The organism is Planococcus lenghuensis (genome assembly GCF_001999905.1).
Lineage (GTDB): Bacteria > Bacillota > Bacilli > Bacillales_A > Planococcaceae > Indiicoccus > Indiicoccus lenghuensis.
The window spans coordinates 2,697,319-2,722,329 of record NZ_CP019640.1; the positions used below are offsets into that span (position 1 = coordinate 2,697,319).

The window sequence follows — 25,011 nt, forward strand, 5'->3', positions numbered from 1 at the left end:
ACTCCTTCGTCAGTTATAGTTCAGGCAATTCTGCTGAAAACACCACAGTGCCTTTCAGCACGTCCCGCCCGTCTTGATTGACGGCGGCGACATCGAATGTCAGCTCCTGGTCCTGCGTATCCTTCAGTGTTGCGTTCAGCGTAACGACATCTCCGATAAAAACCATCCCTTTAAAGCGAATCGTGTATTCCTTGATGAAGCCTTCTTCCAAATACGGCGTAAACAACTTCGCCAGATTGCCCATCGTCCACATGCCATGCGCGATAATACCGGGCAGACCCGCATGTTCCGCTTCCGCATCAATCGTGTGAATCGGATTGAAATCGCCGGACGCACCGGCATACTTGATCAAATCGAGACGCGTCACAGGACTTAAGCTTACTTCCGGAAGCGATTCGCCGGTTTTCAACTCGCTCAGCTGAATCATGCGCTCATCCCCTTCCGTGCCGCTTCGTTGATGATGACGATCCGCTCTTCGGTGAATAACAGCTCACCATTCGCATTCTCGCCGTACTTTGTCATGATAAGAAAGCCCATATTGCCCATTTTGCCGCTGCGCTCATAGTAATCCTTCACTTCCATCCAACAGTACACCGTCTCGCCAACGAACAGCGGCCGGACATACTGATAAATCTGCTCGCCGTGGATGAGCCCTTTCGCCGGCAGCCGCAAATCCGGAATGACGCCCACATCGAACGTCACCGGAAATGTCGGCGGGGCGATATTCCGTTTATACACCGAATTCGCACCCGCTGCCTCGTCGACGAAAATAGGGGCCGGATCGCCGATCGCTTCCGCAAACTTCCGGACAGCGCCCCGTTCAATCGTATTTTTCACTTTTTCTGATCGCTTCCCGATGCTGTCTTTCCACATCGCGTTCGCCTCCTTTTCCTAGCCTCTTGGTCCGCCTGCCACGTACAGCACTTGCCCGCTTACGAACGATGACTGCTCATCAGCGAAAAAAGCCACCGCGTTCGCGATATCTTCCGGCTTGCCGCTCCGGCCGACCGGAATCTGCGATACGCTTGCGTTGATCAGCTCTTCAAATGAAATGCCGATGCGTTCCGCCGTCGCTTTCGTCATATCGGTTTCGATAAACCCGGGAGCCACGGCGTTCGCTGTAATGCCGAACTTGCCGAGTTCAATGGACAGCGTCTTCGTGAAGCCTTGGAGACCCGCTTTCGCTGTCGCATAATTCGTCTGTCCGCGATTGCCGAGCGCTGATGTCGATGAAATATTAACAATGCGGCCGTATTTCTGTTTCGTCATGTGCTGCTGCGCGGCGCGGGTTGCGTAAAAAGCACCTTTCAAATGTACGTCCATAACGGTCAGCCAGTCCTCGTCCGTCATTTTGAACAGCATATTGTCGCGGATCACGCCGGCGTTATTAACAAGAATATCGAGCGTGCCGAATTTGTCGACGACTTCCTGGATCGCCTGCTCAACTTGATCACGCTCTGTAACACTTGCATGTTTTATGTAGACCGAATACCCTTGGTCGGTTAATTCCTTTTCCGCACCATTCAGCGCCTCTTCATTTACATCGATGATGGCGACATTCGCCCCTTCACTTGCGAACCGCTCGGCAATCTTGAAACCGATTCCCCGGCTGCCGCCGGTCACTAATGCTGTTCTGCCTTCAAACCGTTTACTCATCACTGATTCCCCCTAAATTACTGACTCGTATTGTGGAGCCAGCCGGTTTTTATCCGGCCGGCTCTAAGCATTCCATTTTAAACAAATTGTCCGACTTTCACGTGGCCTTTCAGTAAATTCCGCGCGATGATGATGCGCTGGATCTCGTCCGTCCCATCGTAGATGCGCCACAGCCGCGCTTCCCTGTACCAGCGCTCGATCGGCAGTTCGCGCGTATAGCCCATGCCCCCGTGGATCTGCATCACCCGGTCGACGACGCGGTTGCCCATATTGGCGCCATATAGTTTCGCCATGGAAGCCAAGTGCCGGTTGTCTTCGCCTTGATCAAGCGTGAACGCCGCATTCAGAACGAGCCATTTGGCCGCTTCGATTTCAACCGCGGAATCGGCAATCTGCCACTGGATCGCCTGACGCGTGGCAATCGGCTTTCCGAATGTTTTGCGCTCCTGCGAGTAATCGATCGCCATCTGCAGTAACCGCTCACCCATGCCGACGGCGCGTGCACCGACGACCCAGCGGGCGAAACCGATCCACTCGAGACCGAGCTTGTAGCCGCCGTTGATTTCACCGAGAATGTTCTCTTCCGGCACCCGGACGTTATCGAATACGAGGCCGGCCGGTCCCCATTCGCCCATCGTATCGATATATTCCGATTTCCAGCCCATATCCCGGTCGACGATGAAACACGTCACGCCGTCCCGGCCGCCAGTCGAGCGGTGCAATTCTTTATCAGTCACGGCGATCGCCATCACGAAATCCGCTTCGTTCCCGCCGGTGATGAACGTTTTCTCGCCGTTCAGCACCCACTCGTTGCCGTCTTTCACTGCGGTCATTTTAATGTTTTGCGTATCCGATCCGGCATCAGGTTCCGTCATCGCGAAACAGGATTTCTTCTCGCCATTGATCGTCGGGATCAAATACTTTTTCTTTTGTTCTTCGTTGCCGTAATACAGAATGTTATCGGCCGAACCGCCGAATGAAAACGGCACGAACGTTTTCGACACTTCCATGAGAACGATCGCCAGCATCATCTGACCCAGATCCGCCCCGCCGTATTCTTCCGGTGTGTTGATGCCCCAGAATCCGAAATCCTTCGCTTTTTTCTGCAGCTCTTTCATCTTTTCTTTCGAGATGCCCGGACGGCCTTCCCGTTCGTTTTTCAGCACTTCATTTTCGAGCGGCATCAGTTCTTTTTCAACAAATCGCCGGATTGTCTGCTGGACCATCCGCTGTTCTTCTGAAAGGCGTAAATGCATGATCATCTCTCCGTTTCTATTTTCGGTTCATTTTTATGTTCCTGTTCTGGGATTGGCAGTGAATTCCGCAAGTTTTGCTCTGAATTGCACAAGCTGAGTCCTGAATTACACAAGCTGGACTCCGAGCTCAGTTAAACCCTCTGCTTCACACAGTTTTGAACTGCTCTTTCAGCGTGCGCTTCAAAATCTTACCTACAGCAGTTTTCGGCAGCTCATCCACGAATAAAACCGTGTCCGGCACTTTATACGCCGCGAGTTCAGCGCGGCAGAAATCAATCAGCTCCTGTTCGGTTACGTCGGATCCTTCCTTCAGCACAGCAACCGCCCGCACCGTTTCACCCCGGTACTCATCCGGCACGCCGAACACCGCGGCTTCAAGCACAGCGGGATGCCGGTACAGCACGTTTTCCACTTCAATCGGATAGACATTGAAGCCGCTCGCAAGAATCATTTCCTTCTTGCGCCCGACGATGTAGAAATAACCGTCTTCATCCATCTTCGCAAGGTCACCGGTGAACAGCCAGCCGTCCCGGATCGCATTCGCCGTTTCTTCCGGCTGCTTCCAATAGCCTTTCATCACTTGCGGCCCTTGGATGATGAGTTCCCCGACTTCACCCGGCGGCAATTCCTGCTTGCCGGTTGCGACGTCGACGATTTTCGCGTCGGTATTCGGCAGCGGAATGCCGATGCTGCCGTTTTTCTGCACGCCGCCGACCGGATTCCGGTGTGTGACGGGAGATGCTTCCGACAGCCCGTAACCTTCTGCGACCGATGTGCCGCTCACTTCATTGAACCGGCTCAGCACTTCCGGCGGCAGTGGCGCAGACCCGCTTGTGCAGCTCGCAAGACAGCTCAAGTCGAATTTTTTCTTTTTATGGTAATCAAGGAGCGCGATATACATCGTCGGCACACCCGGAAACGCGGTTGGTTTCGTCTGTTCAATCAATCCCACAACTTGCTCGACATCGAATTTCGGCACAAGGATCAGGTTACCGCCGTTATAGAATGTCACACACATGCCGCTCGTCATGCCATACACATGGAACAGCGGCGAAATCGTCAGCACCCGCTCTTCTCCTTTTTTCGTCTGGATCTCTCCGGTCGCGACACTTTGGAGTGTATTGGCGACAATATTGCGATGCGTCAGCACAGCGCCTTTCGGCAATCCCGTCGTTCCGCCCGTATACTGAATGACCGCTGCATCTTCCGCCGGGTTGATGTCCACTTGCCGCACGTCCGCTACCGTTCCTTCCGTATAGTCTTTTTCCAGGTCTACAGCGAGTGCATGCTCGACAGACGTCCGGTCTTTGATTGCGTCGAATAAAGGCTCGAGCCGGTCGAGCATGATGAGCACTTTTGTACCGGAATCATTCAGAATGTGCAGCAGTTCTGCCGGCTGGAACATCGGATTCAATTGGACGACTGTTGCGCCGCATTTCAAGGCACCATAGAAACTGATCGGATACTGCGGGCAATTCGGCAGCATGATCGCCACCCGGTCGCCTTTTTTCACGCCAAGTTTACTGAGCGCCGCGGCTGCCCGGTTGATCCGTTCCGCGAGTTCGCGGTATGTATAACTTTTCGAAAAAAACGTGATGGCCGTGTGATTCGCGTATGTTTCAACTGATTGATCGAATAAACCGCTCAGTGACACATCCGGTATCTCAATTTCTTTCGGGTTCCCTTCTGCAATATGAGCCAGCCAAGGTCTCTCCATCTCTACTCCCCCTTTATAATGAACTTCCGCCATCGACAGCGATCACTTGCCCCGTTACGAAGTCACTCGCCCGGCTCGCTAAGAATAAGGCTGTTCCCTGCAGCGATTCCGGATCACCGAGACGCTTCATCGGGTTTTTATTGATAATGGCATCGGCATGTTCAGCAATGGTGTGCTTCGTCATCTTCGTCTCGAAAAAGCCCGGTGCAATCGCGTTTACATTAATGCCGTGCCCCGCCCATTTGCGGGCCAAGTCCCGGGTGAAATGGTGAACGGCGGCTTTACTCGTGCTGTAGCCGATAGCGTTCAGCACTTCCGGCGGCTCTGCACGCAAGCCCGCGACCGATCCGATGTTGATAATTTTGCCGTAGCGGTTGCTGATCATGTGGTTGCCGACCGCTTTGGATAACAGGAATGTTCCGGTGACATTGACGTTGATCACTTTCTGCCACGCTTCGAGCGGCATGTTTTCAGTAAACTCACCCCAGGTCGCTCCGCTATTATTGACCAGGATATCGATGCGGCCGAAATCTTTCAGCACCGCTTGCACTGTTTCATTCACTTGCGCTTCCTGACTGACATCACATTTATACGCTTTTGCCTTGATTCCAAAATGCGCTGATAGCCCTTCCGCCGTCTCTTGGCAATTCTCCAGTTTCCGGGAACAAACGGCGATATTGGCGCCGTGTTCTGCAAAAACTGCTGCAATATCCCGGCCTAATCCACTTCCCCCGCCTGTGATCAAGGCTGTTCGTCCTGTTAAATTGAATAATTGATCTGCCATGTTCCACTCTCCTTCACCTAAATACTGACCGACCGGTATTTTGAAGTTAAAAAAATAGCACTTACGGAATTTATTTAGTTTGTAAGCGCTTACTATCAATTAAAATTCAGTATATACTATTTGTTCTGACAATTACAAGATGTTTTTTAGATTATTTTTGTATTACCCTCCGCTGATACCCACATACTCTTCGAGCGTCTTGCCGCTCGCTTTGATCTTCCCGGCTCCGACCGAACCGACATACCGGAAATGCCACGGCTCATACATGTAGCCTGTGATGCCTTCCTTTCCGTTCGGATAGCGAAGGATGAACCCGTATTTATGCGCATTTGAGGCAAGCCACTTTCCTTCTTTCGTCTGGGCAAATGACGTCTTAAGCCAGATCGAACGCCAGGCCGCTCTGGTGTTCACTATGGCCGGGACATGCGCTGAACCGTTCGGCAGCTGTCTTGCCGTATTGCTGGACATAATTATTGTACAGCGCCTTCTGCCGCTCATAGGCCCGGAATCCGCTGAACATCGTCAAATAGACCCCCTGTTTTTTTGCTGCGGCAATCATGGCATCGACGCCTTTTTGTGCCACGGGAGTAACGCCCGGATTATACGCCGATGGCAAAAGGTCTAAAAGGTTTAATTTCACTGTGCCCAAACCAGGTGATTTTGACAACCGAGTCCTGCAATCAGACCGGTTCCATATCTCCCTGCAGATGGCGTTCCATATCATCAAGCCATTTTATGCATTTATCGTGCAGGCGCGGAAACGGGTGGTAATAGTAGGGAGGGCTGTCATGCTGCAGCCCTTCCACTGTACAGAGGGAAGCAAGGACGCCAAGCGCTCTCGTGGCCTGTTGCCGAATCACCGGATTCGTTCCCCAGCCTGCAATGATGCGCTCTGCTGATTGCAAGAGATGATTCAGTTCGTCTGTCCGTTTTGGCGAGAAAATGCTGTGGTACTGCTCTTCCTGTTGCTCCATGAACATCAGCTTTTCTTCAAGCTCAGAGAAGTTCCCGGCCCGAAGATCCGATAGATTGATGACCTCCAGACGTTGCCAATTCATGCGGTCCATAAGCCGCATTAATTGATAAACTGTATTATCCGGATTTGCTTTCAGGTGTGGAATATTGGCCAGCTCTTCCGGGTTCTTCGTGAAGAGTGCCGCCTGGTCGATGGGCATGCATCGGCCGGGACTCGCCAGTACGAACAAGGCATCAGCGCGCGTTGCTTCTGTCCCGATCCGCCGAATGATAAGTGAGCGTCGGCATATTTCCCGTCTCTCACCCGACTCCAGCTCATAAAACGCACCTTCCGTTTCAAAAACTTGTTTCAGTTCTCCCTCTGTCGGATACAGCATCCCCATTCCTCCCTTATCAGTTCTTCCCATCTCTTATATTCATTCGGCACGCGAAATGTAAAATCCTTCCGAGCAATTAAAAAGAGCAACGAGTTTGATCCCGTTGCTCTCTATGAACAGATATTTTCAGCTGGCCTACCCGACTGCCTTCTTAGCCAGCCCTGCCCATGTCCGCACCATTTCCCGGAATAATTTCGTCGTCCCGATCAGCGCCGGGATAATTTCGGTCTCCAGATTGCGGATGAAGTCCGGCTGGAAGCTCTCCATCCAATCCCCTTGCTCTGCGACCCAGCTTCTGATCAGTTCTTCATTGACTTCGGGATGGAATTGTACCGCGTATATATTGTCATTCATCCGGAATGCCTGATTCGAACAGTAAGCGGTGGATGCGAGCAGTGTTGCGCCATCCGGCAAATTGAACCGGTCGTTGTGGTACTCCATGAATGCAAACGTATCCGGCAACGCATTGAACACCGGATCTTCTTTCCCGGCTTTGGTTTTCGTGATTTCCGTGATGCCGAACTCCGGCTCATCCATAACTTCGATTTTGCGGCCGAATGCGCTGGCAATCAGCTGAGCACCGAGACAAATACCGAGCACTGGCTTGCCCTGTTCACTGAAACGCACGATCGTCTGCTTGATGTTCGTTAAATACGGATGATCCGCATCATCATCCGCCCCCATAACACCGCCGAGTACGATGAGCGCTTCAAAGGCATCCGCTTCTTCCGGGAGAACGAAATTCTCTTTTTCCAATAGAATCCGATACGTAATAGCTTCCGCTTCTAACGCAACCAGCAATTCACCCGGCGCAGACCGGTGATCAGGCTGCGCAATCAGAACATTCATCTGGTCACTCCTTTCCACTATTCAAATTATCCCAAAACAATTAATCAAATTTAGGCGCTTTCCGCTTTTTGGTGGCCTGCTCATAAGCGTATGCCAATTCAATCAGCCGTGGCTCGCTGTATGCTTTGGCGCTGAATGTAACGCCGACCGGTTCACCTCTGTCAGTATAACCGGCCGGAACAGTGATCGATGGGTAGCCCGCTTTTGCCGGCATGGCCGCGCCGCGGTTATTCTGAAACAGCAATGCGTCAAGATTGTGTTTGTCCATGGCTACGTCGATTCCTTCTGTTGCGGCTGTCCGGATATCGGTCGCCCGGTGCTCCAGGTAAGTCGGATCATTCGGGTCATCACTCAGCGACTGGGATTTTTCCAGTTCCGATTGCCCGAATTTCATCCGCCGCTCCGGATCTTGTTTGTTAAATGCAATAACGTCAGCCAGGGATTTTACCGGCACTTCTTCAGAAGTCGCGCTCAAGTATTCATTGACCCCCCGCTTGAATTCATACCATAACACATCGGATCGGAACTCCTGAACCGGGATCGTGATTTCCTCGATAATCGCGCCCTGTGCTTTCAGCACGGCAATGGCTGCGTCCATGATGGCCCGCTCGTCCGGTTTCTCATCATTCAGGAAGGTTACATCAACACCGATCCGGACACCTTTCAATCCATCGGCTTTTAAATGCGGCGTGTAATCCGTTAATGCCTGCTTGTCATTCCGGTGTGTTGCCGGGTCCTGTTCATCCACAGCAGTCAACGCACCGAGCGTAATCGCCGCATCCGTAACCGTTCGCGCCATTGGTCCTGCCGTGTCCTGGCTCGCTGAAATGGGAATGATGCCGGTACGGCTGATCAGGCCGACAGTCGGTTTGATGCCAACGATCGAATTGGCACTTGCCGGGCTCAAGATTGATCCGGAAGTCTCTGTGCCGATTCCGACAACGGCAAAATTTGAAGCAATGCTCGCACCGGTTCCGGAACTCGAACCGCCGACGCTGCCCGCTTCAAACGCTCCGACACCATATGGATTCTCCACTTGGCCGCCCAGCCCGCTGTAACCGCTCGGCACATCGTTCTGTGTCATGAAATACGCCCATTCGCTTAAATTCACTTTTCCGAGAATGATGGCGCCGGCTTCCCGGAGCTGTGCAGCCACAGGCGCATCCTCTTTCGCATAATTATTTTCAAGCGCAATCACGCCGGCAGTCGTGGGCATATTATCTTTTGTGTTGATATTGTCTTTCAACAGCACCGGAATGCCGTACAATGGCCCTTGCTCCTCCTGCCCGCGCTTGTCATCCCGTTCCGCTGCCACTTTCAAGGCATCCGGATTGATGGTGAGCACCGAATTGATCTTCGGCCCGTTTTTGTCGAATTTATCGATTCTATCCAAATAGGCCTGAACCAATTCGACGGACGTTAATTGATTGTTTTTAAAAGCCTCCTGGATTTCACTGATGGTTGTTTCTTCTAATTCAAATGCTGTTTTCTCCAAACTGATTGGCCCCTTTTTAGTTGATGAATGGCTTACCTCATGTATCGCTTCCTGTCTATTGAAAGGAGCATTACATTTCCCTAATTCTATTATATCTTTATTTCAGAAATCAAAGAAATATTCTAATTTTTTTAAAATAAAACAGCATAAACTGCCCGCAAAATCCCAAGATTTCACGGGCAGTCATTTTGCATTCAACATGATTCATAACCGTTCAGCGCCTGCCGTTAAGGTTCCATACCGGGCATCTTCAGACGAAATTCATGTCGCCCCAATTCTCACTGTCCCGGAGCATGGCTTCCAGCAGTTTAAATCCATCTTCAAAATCCTGGAGGTTCGCCATTTCCACCGGCGAGTGCGAGTATCGGCGAGGGAAGGTGATCGCGCCGCCAAGCACGCCTTCTTTCACTAAATGAACGGCAGACAAATCGGATGTCCCTCTCGGCGTCACCGATAATTGAACCGGTACGTCCGTCTGTTTCGCATAGGACACAATCAGATCCTTCATCTGCGGCGCCATGATGTTCCCTTGGGCACCACCGCCGGACAAGAGCGGCAGTACAGGCCCTTTACCGATTTTGATCGGGTAATAATTGCCATCCGGCGTATCGGCGCAGGCGATGGTATCGATCACTAACGCATAATCCGGGCTGACTTTATAAGTGGCCGCTTTTGCGCCGCGAAGTCCGACTTCTTCCTGAACTGTGATGACACCGACGATTTTGCCGCCGAAGTTCTTATCCTGCAGCTTCTTGAACAGCTCGACAATTATGACACAGCAACTGCGGTTGTCGATCGCTTTTCCGCAGATCAAGTCCTGGTTCGTAAACCGGTCCAAATCACTGATATATGTAATCGCGTCTCCGATATTGACGCCCATTTCGAGCACTTCTTCTCTCGAACCCGCTCCAATATCCACGTACAGCTCTTCAATCGGGACCACTTTCGTCCGTTCCGCCGCCGTCTGCATATGGCCGGATTTCACGCCAACTACGCCAAAGTGACCGTTCACATTCACTTTTCGGCCGGTCAATAACGAGTCCATCATGCCGCCTGTCCGTTCCATCCGCAGAAACCCGCTGTCTTCAATGGCGCTGACCATGCAGCCGATTTCATCGGAATGCGCCGACACCATGACAGTCGGCCCCGGCCGGTTTCCTTCAAGCACCGCATACACATTGCCCATATGGTCCACTTCCACATCAGCGAGCGGTTCTAATTGTTCAACAACCCGTTTCACTACCTCATGCTCCCGCCCCGGTCCACCGGGAAGTGCTGCCAGTTCTTTTAAGCTTGTATAGAAATCTTCTTTAAACATAGTCTCCCCCTTTTTTCTTGTCCTGCCTTTTTTCTTTTTTCTGTCCCTGTGTCAGGCACAACTTCAAAATAATTCTGACAGTAATTGCTTTAATGTTCAATAGGAAAAGCCAGATTCTCCGCTTCCATTGTGTTTGTCCCTGTGTCAGATACGTTTTTTTCATCCCTGTGTCAGACACAATTATTGTGTCCAGGCATGTACTCGTAGAATGAGAGCGCAAAAATTGTTCGAAACACAGGGACAGACCCACAGGGACAGGTCTAAATTTCTAATTTGACTATAGACATCTTTACCTCCTTTTCGTACACTGACGTAGAAAGAAAAAATTGGAAAGGAATGGATTGCCATAGCGAATTTCAACTTTTCACCAAGTCGAAAACCTCTGCAACACCGGTCGTTAACCCCCATAACGACATGCGCAAGTACTGCTGCATTATCATTTAGTCGTCGGTCAGCAAAAGACCAGTGGTTGGACCTATCGATTCGTCAGATAAGTGCACCTAGATGTAAAGTGTTTTACACCCTCCCCTGTAAACTCTTCTTTTTAATGGAAGCTGCAGTTATCAAGTTGAACTGCATGCCAAATATGCCTCGATTATACGCCTGTCTAGCAGGTAAAATTCCCTTGTTTGCTCCCAAACTTATATTCGGTAATCGTTTTTTCACAGAAAAGGAAGTTCTAGAAATTCGGCGAGTTGAATTTACTGGAGCTAAGTATTCATGACCCGGAAGCGGACATTTCATCCGAGTTCCTATTACCATGTCATCATGCGAGGCAATAACCGGCAGCCGATCTTCAGCAGCAAAGAAGATATGTTCGAATTGCGTCGTGCGTTTTTACATGTTTACCACCGCTATCCGTTCCAAATGCTCGCTTTTTGTTTCATGACGAATCACTATCATTTGCTAATCAAAACAGATGGCGCTCCCCTCCACAAAATCATGGCACTCGTTAACCGGCGCTACAGCGATTCATTCTCAAAACGCTATAGCCATATTGGGCGAATTTATCAGAAGCGATATTTCGCTAGGGAAGTAAATTCCCGCTTCGGGCTTTTGCAAGTCAGCAGCTACATTCATCGGAACCCGATCGAAACGAAAGTGCCGATGGTAGAACGCCTAGAGGACTATCCGTACAGTTCCTTCCCCTCATACTGGTCAGAAGAAAAACCGGCACTGCCATTTCTGAACCTTGAGCTACTTCAGACTTTGGTGCCGGCGCCTTTCGAAAAAACGAACATCGGTTACTGCAAATACTGCCTGACTCACCGGCAGAAAGTGGAAGAAGATTCACATTTGGAAGAGATGGAACCGCCAGTTGTCCCTGTGTCAGACATACTTTCGGTAGATCACCATTACTTTTAAACGTAAAATAGCCGTATTCAAGGATTCTTCGTCCTAAATGCGGCTATTTTTTCGTGAATTGTTTCTAACACAGAGACACAAACAAACACACGGACACAAACAAACATCTCTACTTCTTCAGCACACCGATGACCCGCCCGTTGATGAGCACGTCCTCACTTCTCATCACGATGGGCTCATACGCCGGGTTTTCCGAAATCAGCACAATTTCACTGCCCATCGGCATGTATTTCTTCATCGTCGCTTCTTGGCCGGTTACCGCAATGACAATGTCGCCGTTGGAAGCGGTATTTTGCTGATGAACGATGACAACATCGCCTTTATCGATTCCGGCGTCGACCATACTGTCGCCGGTGACGGTCAGGCAAAAGGTCTCACTCGGAGACATCACCCAATCCCGCGGCAGTTGAAGGGATGCCTCGTAGGATTCAGAAGCCAGCATCGGCATGCCGGCGGCAACGTTTCCGATGAGCGGGGCGGCCACCGTTTCATGCACTTGCAGCAGCACGTCCTGTCCCGCTTCTTTCACTTCGAGGTGGTCTCCCGTTTCGTTATCGAGAATATAATCATACTGCCTGCCGTTTTTCAAATTCAGATAGATGCGCTTATTTTTCGCATCGGGCAGAAACTGCGGTCGGCATTTCGGCAAATCCTGAACTTCCTCGCCGTTCCGGTCGATGATTTTAATCTCGAGGCCATCTGTCGCAATCCCGTAATAGGCCCGGTTCTCAGCTTCCATATAGGATATTAATTGGCTGACCGCGTCATCGATCCCGCTGCCGAAGCGCTTCACTTCCGCAATGATATAAGGAGTCGCTTCACCGCCGGCATAGACCATCACCGCGATATCACAATAACCTTTTTTCGAGAACTGCTGGACTTTGAATTCCAGTTCCATCAATTCATACGGATAGCCGTAAACCTCGCAGAGTTCACGGATCAGCCATTGACGGATGACTTCCTCCCGCGAGTGAAGATCGACAAGTCCGTCCGTCAATGGGTAATGAGCCATGCTGATCGTTTCAAACGGCCGGAGCAGCGCATCTTTCTTCATCCGCAAATGATTCCGGTCGATTTCTTTAACGAATTTCGACGGCCATTTCACAGACGACATATACAGCAATTCGTTGGCCCGGGTCATGCCGACATACAGCAATTTGCGCTCGTCCGTCTCCACCGTTTTCTGGTCATCGGCATCTGAATACAAGTCCTGGGGGATCAATCCTTTATTCAGATCGATCAGGAAAATAACTTTGAACTCCAAGCCCTTGATCGAGTGCATCGTTACAAGTTTCACTTTATCGGACTCGAAATCCGGTTCTTTCGTCTGGAGAACTTCGCAGGGAATTCCGGCATCCGTCAAATCGATGGCGGCGCTCTCAATATTGCGGTTGCCGCGCGCCACGATGCAAATATCGGATAAGGCATAGTCATTCTGCAGCGCTTTGATTTCTTCCGCAAGGAAATGCGCCTGCTGCTTCGGCGTGTTAAAGAAGCGGTAAATCGGCGGATGGCCGTGACGGTCAATCAACGCGGGTTTAACAAAGTCAACGTTCGACTGGATGCTTTCGTCCGCTTCAATCAAATTGAAAGCCGCTGTCGAAATTTCCGTCGTGGTCCGGTAATTCTTACTGAGCGCCCGGGATTTCCCGCTCATATCATAGCCGATTGTCGTGTACGGCCGGCCTCTGCCCAGCCAGGACTGCGGGTAAATGCTTTGCGTATTGTCAGCGACAAACATCAGAGAGGAATGCGGTTTTTCTCTATACAGCTCCTTCAGAAACTCCAGCTGCACCCGCGTCAGGTCCTGACTTTCGTCAATGATGATATGCGTGTAGCGACTGCCGTTGCTTCGCCGGACTTCCTCCAATGCAAAGGCGTTCATTTGCTTGAACGTGATGAGCCCTTCCTTTTCAAGCAATTCCTCAAAATGACATGCCACATCAAAAATCGCCGCCCGGGTCTGTGAGTTCTTCATCAGTTTTTGCGGTGTGCTGCCATCGCCTGATGCCCGGCCGATCCGGTCCGCCGACTGGTATGTCTCTATGTCCTTCATTGAGCATGATTGGATCCATTCCGTTTCCTCTAGCAGAAATTTGCTGTTTTTCGGGGACAGCACTTTCACATCCGGATATGATTTGTTCACTGCATGGATGGCAAGGATCATATATTTATGCATCTGTTCCTTCGTGGCAATTTCGAATTCTTTTCCGTTCCGTCTCGAATAACGGCCGAATGCCTTGAACATCAGGCTATCGATCGTTACAATCTCTACTTCCGCATCGGACGCAAATAAACGGGGAGCTTCAGCCTGCTCCAGATCTGCCATCCGGCCATATTGATGTTTTATGTAATTCAACAGAGTTCTATTATATGTAACAAGGAGAATCTGATCATCGTCTTCATGACAGTAATGATCCTTCAGAAAATTGATGCGCCGGATGGCAACCGTCGTTTTCCCGGATCCGGCAACGCCTTTCACAAGCATCGGACCGGCCGGTTCCAGTTCAACAATCCGCCGCTGTTCCACATTCAGTTTCATGATGGACACCCCCTTCACTTTTTACACATTCTACCTTTATATTAAGAATATTGGATTACAATAGCAAGAACGAACAGCTTTAATGCCGTGCTTTCCGGCCCGCAGCAGGGGAAGATGCAGGATTATTACCAACAGACAGGTTCACTTTCCGCAAATAGTCTTATGGCAATCAAAAATCCTCAGCCAACCGACTGAGGATCCGTACGTGTAATATTCCGTGGTTTTTCATCACTTCCGGTGTAGCTCACGCGTCATTTGCCAGTTCCGTTACTGTTTTGCCTGCTTCGCGCCCGGCTCTTGCAATCCCATCGCATCAGTTATCGGACAGTAATGCGTGATGCCTTCCGCAACTTTTTGGGCGCCCATGACTGTCATGAAGATATCGGTACCTGACGGTTTCTCCCGGGCCATTTTTGCTGTGCAATAAGATAAAAGTGACAAACCACCGGCTATGCGGATCATGGAGTCGATTGTTCCAATGTTCTGTTTCACGATCGTTGCCTCCTTCCGTTTCTCATCGCTGCTTACACTCATATAGTTCCCGTTCCGATTTCAAGTAAACGGTGAGCACCTATTCATTTCGTGTTGTTTGTGTCCCTGTGTCGAAGACAATCTTCGACACAGGGACACAAACATTATCTTCGACACAGGGACACACAAAAAAAGCCGTATCCAGGAAGCTTAGAGACTTCCGGATACGGCTTGAATTGATTCATATGAAGAACGGAATGAAGATACTCGCAAGCAACAGGATCAAGGCACCGCCGAGACGGGACGAGATTTGCGCGAATGGCATCAATTCCATTCGTCTTGCAGCGGACAGGACCGCAACGTCGCCGGTTCCGCCCATGTTCGCCATACACAGTCCTGCTGTGATGGCCGCTTCAATCGGATAGAAGCCCATGAATTTGCCGAGCACGCCAGCACCGATGACCGCGCCAAGCACAACACCGAGGACAATCAGGACGTAGGCGATGCTTAATGCGTTCAAGACTGCTTCAAGGTCTGTGTATGCAACACCGATACCGATCAGCAATGCGTTCGTCCAGTTGCGTGCCACGAATTCGTACCACTGGCTGGCACCTTCAACAATGGATTCCGGCATCACGTTCGCCACTTTTAGTGCCGCAACGAGGATGATCATGATCGCATATGGATGAAGCGGGATGAAATCGCCAAGCAAGTTCCCTATAACATAGAAGGAAACAGCCGCCAGGACACCGATACCCATTTTAGACAGGCTGTATGCCGGCGCTTCTTTTTTCTCATAATGGAAATTCCGGATCAATTGGCCATTCCCTGTGAGATTCGGGTATTTATTCCCGACCATATTCAAGATGCTGGCAAGCACGATGGCAAAGACGTTTCCGAGTGCCAGAGCCGGTACGAGAATCGACAAATAATAGCCGGGTTCATTGCCAAGCATCTCGGAGTAGACCTGCGACATCGGCACAGCTCCTGCTCCCATGCCGCCGCCCATGATCGGCATCGCAATGACAAGGATCGCTTCCTGGATGCTGAAACCAAGGATCATGCCGATCAGCGCGGCAAGCGCAATGGCCCCGGCAACAGCCGCAAGCAATGGGAGTGCATAGCGCACGCCGGCTTTGACCAGAATCTTCGACTCCATACCGAGAATACTGCCGGTGATCAATGCGGCAATATAAAAGTTCAGGAAGTCGCCGCCCCGCATGAATTCAGAAATTACAATCGTCGTACTTTCCGGCATCAATCCGCTGTAAACCATATATGCGGAACCGAAGATGGCGACAATTGCGCCGCCGCCGAGGAACGTGCGGACAACCGGTGTGTGATCGCCCACCCATCCGAGCAATTCACCGAGCACCATCATGATCAGCAATGCGCCAATGATTCCCGCCGGCAAATTCTCTGTGTACATGGCATAAATGGCAACCGCAGCGAAAATACCGAACCATAAAATCGGCATATCAAAAATCCGGAATGTCGCGATATCTTTCTTCATTGGCACTTCTGTTGGAACGTCTTGTTGTCTAACATCTACCACAATGATTCACCTCATCCACTTTTTATTTTCAGGCTGACTTCTGCAGCTGTGTGACTGAAAGCGTCTATAAAAGTAACCGCTTTCAATGGGATGGTCTCATTGTAAGAGAATTTTCAGAGATCAAATACCTTAAAAAATTATTAATAATATTGTAATTAAAAAAAGCAGCCGGCTGAATGGCTGCTTGTTAAATATACGGATCAATCCGGTGCTGTTCCGGTTCATTCAATTGGTACTGATAGATAGGACGGCCGACACCATATACGAGCGTTTCTTCCAAATAAGCAATATCTGTTAAAAACTTGAGGTACTTCCGGACCGATACCCTGGAAATATTCGTTGCCTGCGCGATGTCTTCCGTTGAAAAGACGCCCGGCCCGGCCGCCTGCACAGCATCCCGGACGGTGAGCAATGTCGCTTTCGTCAATCCTTTCGGGAGTGCACCCGGCACCACTGATTCCGGCTTGGCTGCCCCTTTTTTCCGGAGCAGCCGGTCAAGTTCCCGCTGGCTGATTTTGCTTCCGTCATCCAGTTTGGCATACTGATTCTGATAATGGACAAGCGCTTCCTGAAAGCGGCTGAACTCGAACGGCTTGATCAAATAATCGATCGCCCCGAGCCGCAATGCCTGCTGAATCTGATGGATCTCAGAAGCTGCCGTGATCAGGATGACATCGACGTCCTCTTTCTGTTCACGGAGCCGGCCCATAAATTCGATGCCATCCCCACCCGGCATATGGATATCGAGGAGAATCAAATCCACGTCCATCTCCTTCAATAATCCGACTGCGGTGTCCGTGTCACCGGCAATGCCAACACACGTAAATCCATCAATCTGCTGAATATACTGCTGATTCAGCGCCGCGACCATCGGATCGTCTTCCACAACCATCACGTTAATCATTGCCGGCACCTCCTGCTTCATATGGAATGATCACGGTGAACGCCGTTCCTGTTCCTGTTTCCGAATCGATTTCAATGGATCCTTCCAGTTTGTCCACACTCACTTTCGTCAAATAAAGGCCGAAGCCCCGGTGATGCCCTTCTTTTGATGAGACCCCTTTTTCAAATACCGCTTCCTGCATTCCAGCCGGAATGCCGGTTCCGGTGTCGGTAACCGTCATCGTCAGCAGCTCATCAATATATGAAAACTCAACGGTGATGATTTGTTGATCGGCAGTCAGCACATTATCAACAGCGTTATCAATGACGTTCCCAAGGATCGTGATCAGTTCATGGGTAACAGCGGGATCTGCAGGCGCCGGAATTTCCGTTTCGCACGTCACCGACAGATCGACATGCGCTTCCCGGGCATAACTCATTTTGCCGATGACAAAGCCGGCGAACACCGGATCCTTAATATGCCGGGTGACATTGCCGACTTCGTGCGCCTGATGATCAACGAGCCGGGAGATGAATCGCTTTACCTGATCATACTCACCCAGCTTGATCAGCCCGAGCAGGACATGAAGCTGATTCATAAATTCATGGGATTGCGCACGCAGAGTCTCAGCATACATTTGCACGCCCGTCAGCTGGTTTGCAAGCTGGTTCACTTCCGTCTTGTCCCGGAATGTTGCAATCGCCCCGATGACCTCACCATTGACGACAAGCGGCACCCGGTTTGAAATGATCGATACGCCGTTAAGTTCGAGTTCCTCGTCCAGGTCCGTCCGGTTTTCCGTCAATACTTGATCCAGTTTGCTCCCCGGCAAGAAATCATGGATATCCATGCCGATCGGTTCCCGGTGCATCAGGCCGGCCTGCCCGAAAATCCGTCGCGCCGACTGATTGACAAGCACGATTTCAGCCTGCTTGTCGATCGCAATAACCCCTTCATAGACGGAGTCGAGCATCCGGTTCCGTTCCTCATGGATGCGCGCAATGGCGTACGGCTCCAAGCCGAACAGGCTTTTTTTGATGTAGCGCGCCAGCCATAACGCGCCAATGATACCGAATAACAGCCCGATCAATGAACCGATCAGAATCTGCCGCTGGCTCTGATTGATTGCGGCTTCAACATTCGCGAGCGAAATCCCGACTGCCACTGCACCGATCTGATTTCCTTCTCTGCTGAAAATCGGCGTGAATGCCCGCAGCGATTCTCCCAGTGTTCCTTCCGACCGGGATACGTATGCCTCACCCTGCAGCGCCCGCACTTCATCGCCGCCGACGAAATGCTGGCCGATCAGCTGCGGATTCGGATGCGATTGCCGGATGGCATCCATGTCCATGACCACGATGAACCATACGCCGGTGGCTTCCTGAACCGCCATTGTATAGTCCTGGATATCTCCTTCGATTACTTCATTCTGCAATCCGTTTTGGACCACCCGTGACTCTGCGACCGTCTTGGAAACGATGACCGCCTTTTCTTCCAATTGATTTTCTATATTATCACTCGTTGTTTCCGTGATCAGCAAGTTCGTGATCACGAGTGAAATCAGCACGACTGCACACACAAAAACCGTAATCACGGCACTTAATTTAAAACGCCTTGAAGCGATTGCTTTCACCTCGTTCTGTACTTCTGCTTGGAGCAACTGCAAGGATTCCATAAAGCAGCCGCACCCAAATGTTATTCTACTAGGTGCGGCACGGTTTGGGTATGATATTGTGTTTGCCGGCAAGATATACTGGGTGAATGGAAAATAAAAAATAAACCCTTATTTCATTTTTCTTACAAAATAGTTCTGGATAGAAACCATACGACCTCTCTATTTATGAATAACTATTTACTTAAAGTTTTTATAGGTTTTAAGCAATTATTTAGTCCCCTGGTATTCTGTTATCAACTTTTACAGCGTGTTAGTGACAGTAATTTTAAGATCAATTCCACTATCCTAAGTGCTTCTTAAATTACTAATTAATCATGTTGAGAAGTAAAATTGTTTACATAGTAAGTAAGACCAAACATCCCTTGTAATACGAAGGACGCTTGGTCTTACTTCCTGAATATTAGTTACTAAAAATATATTCCCAGTTTAAAGCTATGTTATTCTAATTTGCATAGTAATAGTGAATGTCTCGAGATTATTAATCCTTAGCAGTTACATTAACTTGAAAGCTCGCTTATAAAGCGCATTATAGTATGCTCTATCTCTATGCTTCCTTCATTTTCTTCAATCCAATATAAAGCATCTTCTTCAAGTTTTGACTTAGCGGCTGCTGTATCAATACCAGAATTTACATAATTTAAGTAAGAAGTTTGGATCCACTTTTTGAATTCATCAGTACTCATATCCAAAAAAGCGTCTAAGATACCCTTTTCAACATCAAATTTGATAGTTGTATCCACAGCCATACTACTTCCTCCTTTTAAAACCATTGTATACTCTCAAGTATGATACTTCAATTGAAATATCGTCATGTTCTTTAATGAAGTTCAATAGTTTATTATTACAACTAAGACAAGGACTAAAAGTTGTGAATAATTGAATTTCCCCTTGAATTTCTTCATTTCTATATCGACGAAAGAAGTTCTCAACTAACTTGGACTCAGAATCAACATCTCTATACCATACATCCTTCATCTTTAAAGAATCCCTGAAATATAACTCATCGTTTGTAGAATTAACATAGCCATCCTGGTAATTTGGCTCATCTACTTGAACCGAATAACTTTGCAGTAAATACTCATGTAACTCGGGTGAAATATTCTTATTTCGTTCACTCTGTATTTGACTATGTGCAAACAATTCTACTCTTTGTTCTCTGCCACTAACTTTACCTGTGAAAACTAAATATCCTATGTTAGGAGACTTGGCTAGAGTGTTAAAGTAATCTTGAGTGATTCCTGGATTTCTCTCTAATATACTTTCCAATAACCTTTTATAATTTTCTTCGTATTCTTTGTAAAAATCGCTGGGTCTCTTCCGATCAATTTTAATTAAACTGTATTTACTCATTCCCTAATCCTCCAATTTCCAAACTCCCAAATAAGAAGTTAAGTTTTACCGACATATAGAAGTGAGTATGTGTAAAACCCAAATCTATTAATAATAATTAAAAGATATCAAAGCTACTAAATTCTCCTTGCTTCGCATAAAACACCTTTGCCGTTGTGTCGATTCGCTACTTTTTACTTATTCGGCAATGGGTTTTATTAGCTCGTAAGATAAAAATCTCAATGAATTGCTAGGTATGAAATTGAATGCAAAGTGTTCCTTTGAACCTCTATCTTATTGATTTAACTCCAATACGATAGAGAGATTTCGGAAGACTGGCAAGCCTTTATTATATTTGCAGAGACTACAATGTTATGTACATTTCTACTTCATAATTCTGCGCATCTATTTTGTAATACACCACTTATTCAGTTTTAACTTCTCTATCATTGGATAATAATGTTAGTTATTTTTTCACACTATCTATACCTTCATTTAGAAGGGATTAATCTCTGTCACCAGCGTTTACCATTAAGCAGTTTCGATAGCGTATATGATGAGAGGCGTACAGCGCAAGTAATACCACTATCAGATTGGTGATCTCAACATTATCCTTGACTCTGAATACTCTTCTTCCTCTATTTCTCAGTCTGCTCCTGTAGTACTTTCATTTGATACTAATATTCCAGTTTTTTATTTTACAATTTTTCTCCATTATTCGCTATTTCAGAGTCAATATAAACTCTCTATAACAGGAATATGCTGGATGAATGGCGAAGTAAGTGAAGGCAAAGGGGAAATCCAACCAAAGATGGGAGAGATTGATCAATGCCTGTAAATCCGAAGATCCAGTACATTTTGGACCAGATGGCTGAAATGATGCCTGCTGATTTTTCACTGGACCAAGTATCACCTGAAGCGATGCGCAATTCGAATAGCGCGCAGTTCACTGCGCTGCAGCAAAAAGAACCGGTGGACAACGTCGAAGATCGCACGATCCAGCTGGCAGATCGGGAACTGCCGATCCGCATCTACACACCGAAAGGCGAAGCGCCTCATCCTGCTCTCGTGTTTTATCACGGAGGCGGCTGGGTGCTTGGTAGCATTGAGACGCATGATGCGGTGTGCCGGGAAATTACGAACCTGGCTGATTGCGTCGTGATTTCTGTTGAGTACCGTCTGGCACCGGAGCATAAATTTCCGGCTGCAGCGGAAGACGCCTATGAATCCCTCGAGTGGGTAGCGGCTCATGCGGCGGAACTTGGAATCGACCCAGACCGCATTGCAGTCGGCGGTGACAGTGCGGGCGGTAATCTTGCAACGGTCGCATGTCTCATGGCGAATGAACAAAACGGCCCCAAAGTCGTCCATCAGTTCCTGCTTTATCCATCAGCCGGCCCTGCGTTTGATTATCCGTCCGCTGAAGAGAACGCTGAAGGGTATTTGCTGACGAAGGACATGATGATCTGGTTCCAGTCGCATTATGTAGCGAACGAAGAGGACCGGAATCATCCGTACTTGTCGCCTATCCTTGCGGAAGACTTGAAAGGCATGCCACCGGCGACGATCCTCACAGCGCAATACGATCCGCTGCGGGATATCGGAATCGCTTTTGCCGAGAAACTACGGTCTCATGGCGTGGAAGTATTCCATAAAAATTATGATGATCTCATCCATGGATTCGCGAATTTCACTGCTTATGTTCCAGAGGCGCGCCAAGCTGTGGCAGAGGGAGTCGAGGAATTGAAGAAGGCGTTTATTTCGGCGGAGCGGCAGGTGTAATATCGGCTGTTTCGTCGATGAATAGATAAATAAACCGCAGCCGGAAACTTCCATAGTTTCCGGCTGCGGTTTTTAGCTTCCATCACCAATAAAGAAAAGGAATAAAATTTCTTTATGTCTGAAACAAGTACTTGGCTCCGCAGCATTCGAACCAGCGACCCCTACCCTGTCAAGATAGCGCTCGTCGTTTCAGCTATGGATATCATGCTTATTTACTCTCCCCCTCTTTATGCATTCCCCGCTCCGTAAGCATGCTAAATCCTCTCTTAGCAATTCAACCATCAGACACATGATTTTATTTATAGTGATATTTACACTGCAGAATATAGACGTTTTTTTCATCAATCCGATAAACTAAGCGATCGGTTTCGTTAATTCTTCTTGACCAATATCCCGCCAAATCAAAGCGAAGCGGTTCAGGCTTACCGATACCTTCATATCCATTGCGCTGAATATCTTGGATAAGCAGGTTAATCCGTTTCAACGTTTTTTTGTCCTCTGTCTGCCAAGAAACATATTCTGCCCAAGCCTGTTCTGTAAAGACAAGATTCACTTAATCCGTCTCCAGTAGGTTGCGTGATGCAGCCAAGCCTTCTTCCAACTGCTTTTTGGACTCCATCAAGCGTCGACGGTTCGCTTCGTTACCAAGCAAATGGACATTTTCCATTAAATTATCGTATTCATCTGCAGAGATTATGACAACATTCTTTTCATTTTTACGTGTAACGATTAATGTCTCATAGTCATCTGTCACCCGATCTAAATAATCTTTTAAATTTGTTCGGAAAGTGGAGTAATTGACTGCTTCCATCGTTTCATCCTCCCCAATTATCTTGTACAGTATATTGTACAATCACTATTTAATGAATGCCAGTACCTTTACTTTATCTTTAGGGTGAATGGATTTATAAGACATCAGCTAACTTCTTAGACGACACCCCTTTCTTCTGTCAAACTGAGAGCAGAAGCTTTAGCCAAAAGGAGTCTCACCATGAAACCAATCTTCCGGCCGCTCAGCACTTTATTGATGGGTGGAACTTATTTGCTGTCTGTCTTTTTCCCGATACCGTATGCGACATTCTGGATCAGCCTGTTCGCGCTAACGGCGCTTATTTCCTATTTCCCTTACCTGCACCGGACCCCGAAGAATATGGTCTTGGCACTGACAGTCGGTGCACTTTTGCTGGATTTGAGCTGGAACGGGCTGCAGGCGTTTTTCTTTGGCCTCCAGACGAATGCCAATCTCCTGGCGATTTTCATCTTTGTGCCGCTCTTGGCAATCCCGGTGCAGCAGGGCAATTACTTAACATATATTGAAGTGCTGTTTGCCGCTTACATTAAGAAAACCCACCAGCTGTATTTATTCACGACCGTCTCGGTCCTCAGTGTCGGATCCATCATGAATGTCGGTTCCGTTCCAATCCTTTATCAACTGACGGATACGCGTTCGTTTCAGCCGTATTTAATGAACCGGATCAACGCCATGACCCGCGGTTTCGTCCTCGCTTTCCTGTGGTCGCCGTATTTCATTTCGGTCGGACTGGTACTGTCTTACTTCGATGTCAGCTGGTTTGAACTGTTTCGAATCGGATTCCCGCTTGCTGTTGGAATTATCCTGCTCGGATTTCTTTTTGAAAGCAGGACAAAAAAGCCCGTTCAAACGGAAACCCATACATACGACCAGGCAACTTTACGGAAAGCGAAACGGAAAGTGATGGAATTGATGTTCATCGTATTCGTCATCACGGCCATCATCATGACGATCGAAAACATGACCGAGCTGTCAGTGCTGACCATCATTCCACTTGTGGTCATTGCCGCCTCCGTCATTTGGTCGCTGTTCATCTCATCCATGAGTGATATCAAACAAAATTTCCAGTCATTTTTTGAAGAACGGGTTCCCCGTATGGGCAATGAACTCCTGTTATTCATCATCGCCGGTGCATTCGGCACTGCGCTTCTGAAAAACGGAGCCGATCACTGGATTCAAGTGCTGCTGGAGACGTTGAACATCACGCATGTTCTCATTCTGATTCCGCTTCTCCTGCTACTTATGGCCGTGCCGGCGATCTTTGCGGTTCACCCGATCATCACAGCTACCATTCTGGCCATCACGCTGAGCGATTCCCGTATTTTTGCCGATGATCATCTGTATGTCAGTCTCGGCCTGCTCAGCAGCTGGATGGCAGCGATTCTCGTTTCTCCGTTTTCCGGACTGAATCTGCTCCTGGCCTCTCTCAGCAGGCGAAGCGCGTTCGAAATCAGCCTGAAAAGCAACCTATGGTATGCGCTGTTTCTGTGGGGGATTTGCTACGGGGTGATTGCGGTGCTTTATATAATTCAGTAGAATTGAACTGTTTCTGTCCCTGTGTCAAACCCAATTAGTTTCCAACACAGGGAACACGCAAAAACAGCCATTCCCGAGTCTAAGAAATTGCGGGAATGGCTGTTTTAATTCTGTTTATCATTTTGTGTTTTCCTTAAAAATTTTATCGGTTCGGCTCAGCAGGTTTTGAGACATCTTCGATGACTTCGGCTTGTTTTTCAGCAGATGGCGCATCTACTGCAATATCCCCAAGTGCCACGATACCGACGACTTCATCGCCTTGAACAATCGGTAGCCGGCGGACTTGCGTGTCTGACATCCGCTTTGCCGCTTCTTGCACGTCCATGTCCGGTGTGCCCGTCACCATATCGGAAGAAAGGATCTGATCGACCGGTGTATCAAGTGAAAATTGAGCCGCGATTCCACGGGTAATGATGTCCCGGTCGGTGATGATGCCGCGCAATACCCCATTTTCGGTAACCGGAATTGAACCAACATCGAGCTCCGTCATTCTTCTGGCCACTTCCTGAAGAGGGGTGTCCGGTGAGCACGTTTCTACATTTCTGGTCATGATTTCGCTGACTTTCATGATGAATGCCTCCTTATGAGTTATCATGCTGTTTACGAAATCCAAATGCACTTGTCAGTCAATCAAA

At 48.7% G+C, this 25,011-nt stretch carries 23 protein-coding genes and 1 pseudogene; 3 read left to right on the forward strand and 21 right to left on the reverse strand.

Annotated elements, in window-relative coordinates; translation table 11 throughout:
- Positions 1-13 precede the first annotated feature (13 nt).
- The 11 genes and pseudogenes from B0X71_RS13790 to B0X71_RS13840 form a co-directional block, all read right to left on the reverse strand.
- On the reverse strand, positions 14-427 hold the full coding sequence (locus B0X71_RS13790) for a MaoC/PaaZ C-terminal domain-containing protein (RefSeq protein WP_077589968.1): 414 nt from the start codon (positions 425-427) through the stop codon (positions 14-16).
- The gene (locus B0X71_RS13795) at positions 424-873 is read right to left on the reverse strand and encodes a MaoC family dehydratase N-terminal domain-containing protein (protein ID WP_077589969.1); all 450 of its coding nucleotides are present in this window, start codon (positions 871-873) and stop codon (positions 424-426) included. The genes B0X71_RS13790 and B0X71_RS13795 overlap by 4 nt, the downstream gene beginning before the upstream one ends.
- Positions 874-891: 18 nt before the next feature.
- Positions 892-1,656: an SDR family oxidoreductase gene (locus B0X71_RS13800; protein WP_077589970.1), complete on the reverse strand. Its 765-nt coding sequence runs from the start codon at positions 1,654-1,656 to the stop codon at positions 892-894.
- Positions 1,657-1,733: 77 nt separating this feature from the next.
- A complete protein-coding gene (locus tag B0X71_RS13805; RefSeq protein WP_077589971.1) occupies positions 1,734-2,912 on the reverse strand; it encodes an acyl-CoA dehydrogenase family protein in 1,179 nt (392 codons plus the stop codon).
- A 145-nt stretch (positions 2,913-3,057) separates the two neighbouring features.
- On the reverse strand, positions 3,058-4,629 hold the full coding sequence (locus tag B0X71_RS13810) for a long-chain-fatty-acid--CoA ligase (protein WP_077589972.1): 1,572 nt from the start codon (positions 4,627-4,629) through the stop codon (positions 3,058-3,060).
- 13 nt (positions 4,630-4,642) lie between these two features.
- On the reverse strand, positions 4,643-5,413 hold the full coding sequence (locus B0X71_RS13815) for an SDR family oxidoreductase (protein ID WP_077589973.1): 771 nt from the start codon (positions 5,411-5,413) through the stop codon (positions 4,643-4,645).
- 162 nt (positions 5,414-5,575) lie between these two features.
- Positions 5,576-6,137, reverse strand: a pseudogene (locus B0X71_RS13820) (M15 family metallopeptidase).
- Positions 6,094-6,765, reverse strand: coding sequence for a DUF1643 domain-containing protein (locus B0X71_RS13825; RefSeq protein WP_198038607.1), 672 nt, complete (start codon positions 6,763-6,765; stop codon positions 6,094-6,096). The pseudogene B0X71_RS13820 and the gene B0X71_RS13825 overlap by 44 nt, the downstream one beginning before the upstream one ends.
- Positions 6,766-6,900: 135 nt before the next feature.
- Positions 6,901-7,614 (reverse strand): type 1 glutamine amidotransferase, encoded by a 714-nt coding sequence (locus tag B0X71_RS13830; RefSeq protein WP_077589975.1) that lies wholly within the window; start codon positions 7,612-7,614, stop codon positions 6,901-6,903.
- 40 nt (positions 7,615-7,654) lie between these two features.
- Complete coding sequence (locus tag B0X71_RS13835; RefSeq protein ID WP_077589976.1) at positions 7,655-9,109, reverse strand: amidase family protein; 1,455 nt, start codon at positions 9,107-9,109, stop codon at positions 7,655-7,657.
- Between the two features lie 250 nt (positions 9,110-9,359).
- Entirely contained in the window at positions 9,360-10,427 is a 1,068-nt protein-coding gene (locus tag B0X71_RS13840) for a M42 family metallopeptidase (RefSeq protein ID WP_077589977.1), read from the reverse strand.
- 720 nt (positions 10,428-11,147) lie between these two features.
- On the opposite strand from B0X71_RS13840, the gene B0X71_RS13850 reads away from it, so the two are divergent.
- Positions 11,148-11,792 (forward strand): transposase, encoded by a 645-nt coding sequence (locus B0X71_RS13850; RefSeq protein ID WP_077589979.1) that lies wholly within the window; start codon positions 11,148-11,150, stop codon positions 11,790-11,792.
- A 109-nt stretch (positions 11,793-11,901) separates the two neighbouring features.
- Here the strand turns inward: B0X71_RS13850 and lexA are convergent, their stop codons facing one another.
- From lexA to B0X71_RS13885, 7 genes are all read right to left on the reverse strand, one after another.
- A complete protein-coding gene (gene lexA / locus B0X71_RS13855; protein WP_077589980.1) occupies positions 11,902-14,334 on the reverse strand; it encodes a transcriptional repressor LexA in 2,433 nt (810 codons plus the stop codon).
- A gap of 267 nt (positions 14,335-14,601) precedes the next feature.
- Positions 14,602-14,826 (reverse strand): YgaP family membrane protein, encoded by a 225-nt coding sequence (locus B0X71_RS13860; RefSeq protein ID WP_198038608.1) that lies wholly within the window; start codon positions 14,824-14,826, stop codon positions 14,602-14,604.
- 220 nt (positions 14,827-15,046) lie between these two features.
- Positions 15,047-16,360 carry a 2-hydroxycarboxylate transporter family protein gene (locus tag B0X71_RS13865; RefSeq protein ID WP_332309449.1) on the reverse strand — a complete coding sequence of 438 codons (1,314 nt, stop codon included), beginning with the start codon at positions 16,358-16,360 and terminating at the stop codon, positions 15,047-15,049.
- A gap of 187 nt (positions 16,361-16,547) precedes the next feature.
- On the reverse strand, positions 16,548-17,264 hold the full coding sequence (locus B0X71_RS13870; RefSeq protein WP_077589983.1) for a response regulator: 717 nt from the start codon (positions 17,262-17,264) through the stop codon (positions 16,548-16,550).
- Positions 17,257-18,918: a DcuS/MalK family sensor histidine kinase gene (gene dcuS, locus B0X71_RS13875; protein WP_077589984.1), complete on the reverse strand. Its 1,662-nt coding sequence runs from the start codon at positions 18,916-18,918 to the stop codon at positions 17,257-17,259. Before dcuS ends, B0X71_RS13870 begins: the two co-directional genes overlap by 8 nt.
- A gap of 497 nt (positions 18,919-19,415) precedes the next feature.
- Positions 19,416-19,664 carry a hypothetical protein gene (locus B0X71_RS13880; RefSeq protein WP_077589985.1) on the reverse strand — a complete coding sequence of 83 codons (249 nt, stop codon included), beginning with the start codon at positions 19,662-19,664 and terminating at the stop codon, positions 19,416-19,418.
- 1 nt (position 19,665) lies between these two features.
- On the reverse strand, positions 19,666-20,268 hold the full coding sequence (locus tag B0X71_RS13885) for a deaminase domain-containing protein (RefSeq protein WP_077589986.1): 603 nt from the start codon (positions 20,266-20,268) through the stop codon (positions 19,666-19,668).
- A gap of 807 nt (positions 20,269-21,075) precedes the next feature.
- On the opposite strand from B0X71_RS13885, the gene B0X71_RS13890 reads away from it, so the two are divergent.
- Entirely contained in the window at positions 21,076-22,029 is a 954-nt protein-coding gene (locus tag B0X71_RS13890; RefSeq protein WP_077589987.1) for an alpha/beta hydrolase, read from the forward strand.
- Between the two features lie 295 nt (positions 22,030-22,324).
- Here the strand turns inward: B0X71_RS13890 and B0X71_RS13895 are convergent, their stop codons facing one another.
- Positions 22,325-22,582: a Txe/YoeB family addiction module toxin gene (locus tag B0X71_RS13895; RefSeq protein WP_077589988.1), complete on the reverse strand. Its 258-nt coding sequence runs from the start codon at positions 22,580-22,582 to the stop codon at positions 22,325-22,327.
- Positions 22,583-22,840 carry a type II toxin-antitoxin system Phd/YefM family antitoxin gene (locus B0X71_RS13900; protein ID WP_077589989.1) on the reverse strand — a complete coding sequence of 86 codons (258 nt, stop codon included), beginning with the start codon at positions 22,838-22,840 and terminating at the stop codon, positions 22,583-22,585.
- 180 nt (positions 22,841-23,020) lie between these two features.
- On the opposite strand from B0X71_RS13900, the gene B0X71_RS13905 reads away from it, so the two are divergent.
- Positions 23,021-24,376 (forward strand): hypothetical protein, encoded by a 1,356-nt coding sequence (locus B0X71_RS13905; protein ID WP_077589990.1) that lies wholly within the window; start codon positions 23,021-23,023, stop codon positions 24,374-24,376.
- A gap of 142 nt (positions 24,377-24,518) precedes the next feature.
- On the opposite strand, the gene B0X71_RS13910 is transcribed toward B0X71_RS13905, so the two are convergent.
- A complete protein-coding gene (locus tag B0X71_RS13910) occupies positions 24,519-24,944 on the reverse strand; it encodes a CBS domain-containing protein (protein ID WP_077589991.1) in 426 nt (141 codons plus the stop codon).
- Between the last annotated feature and the right edge of the window lie 67 nt (positions 24,945-25,011).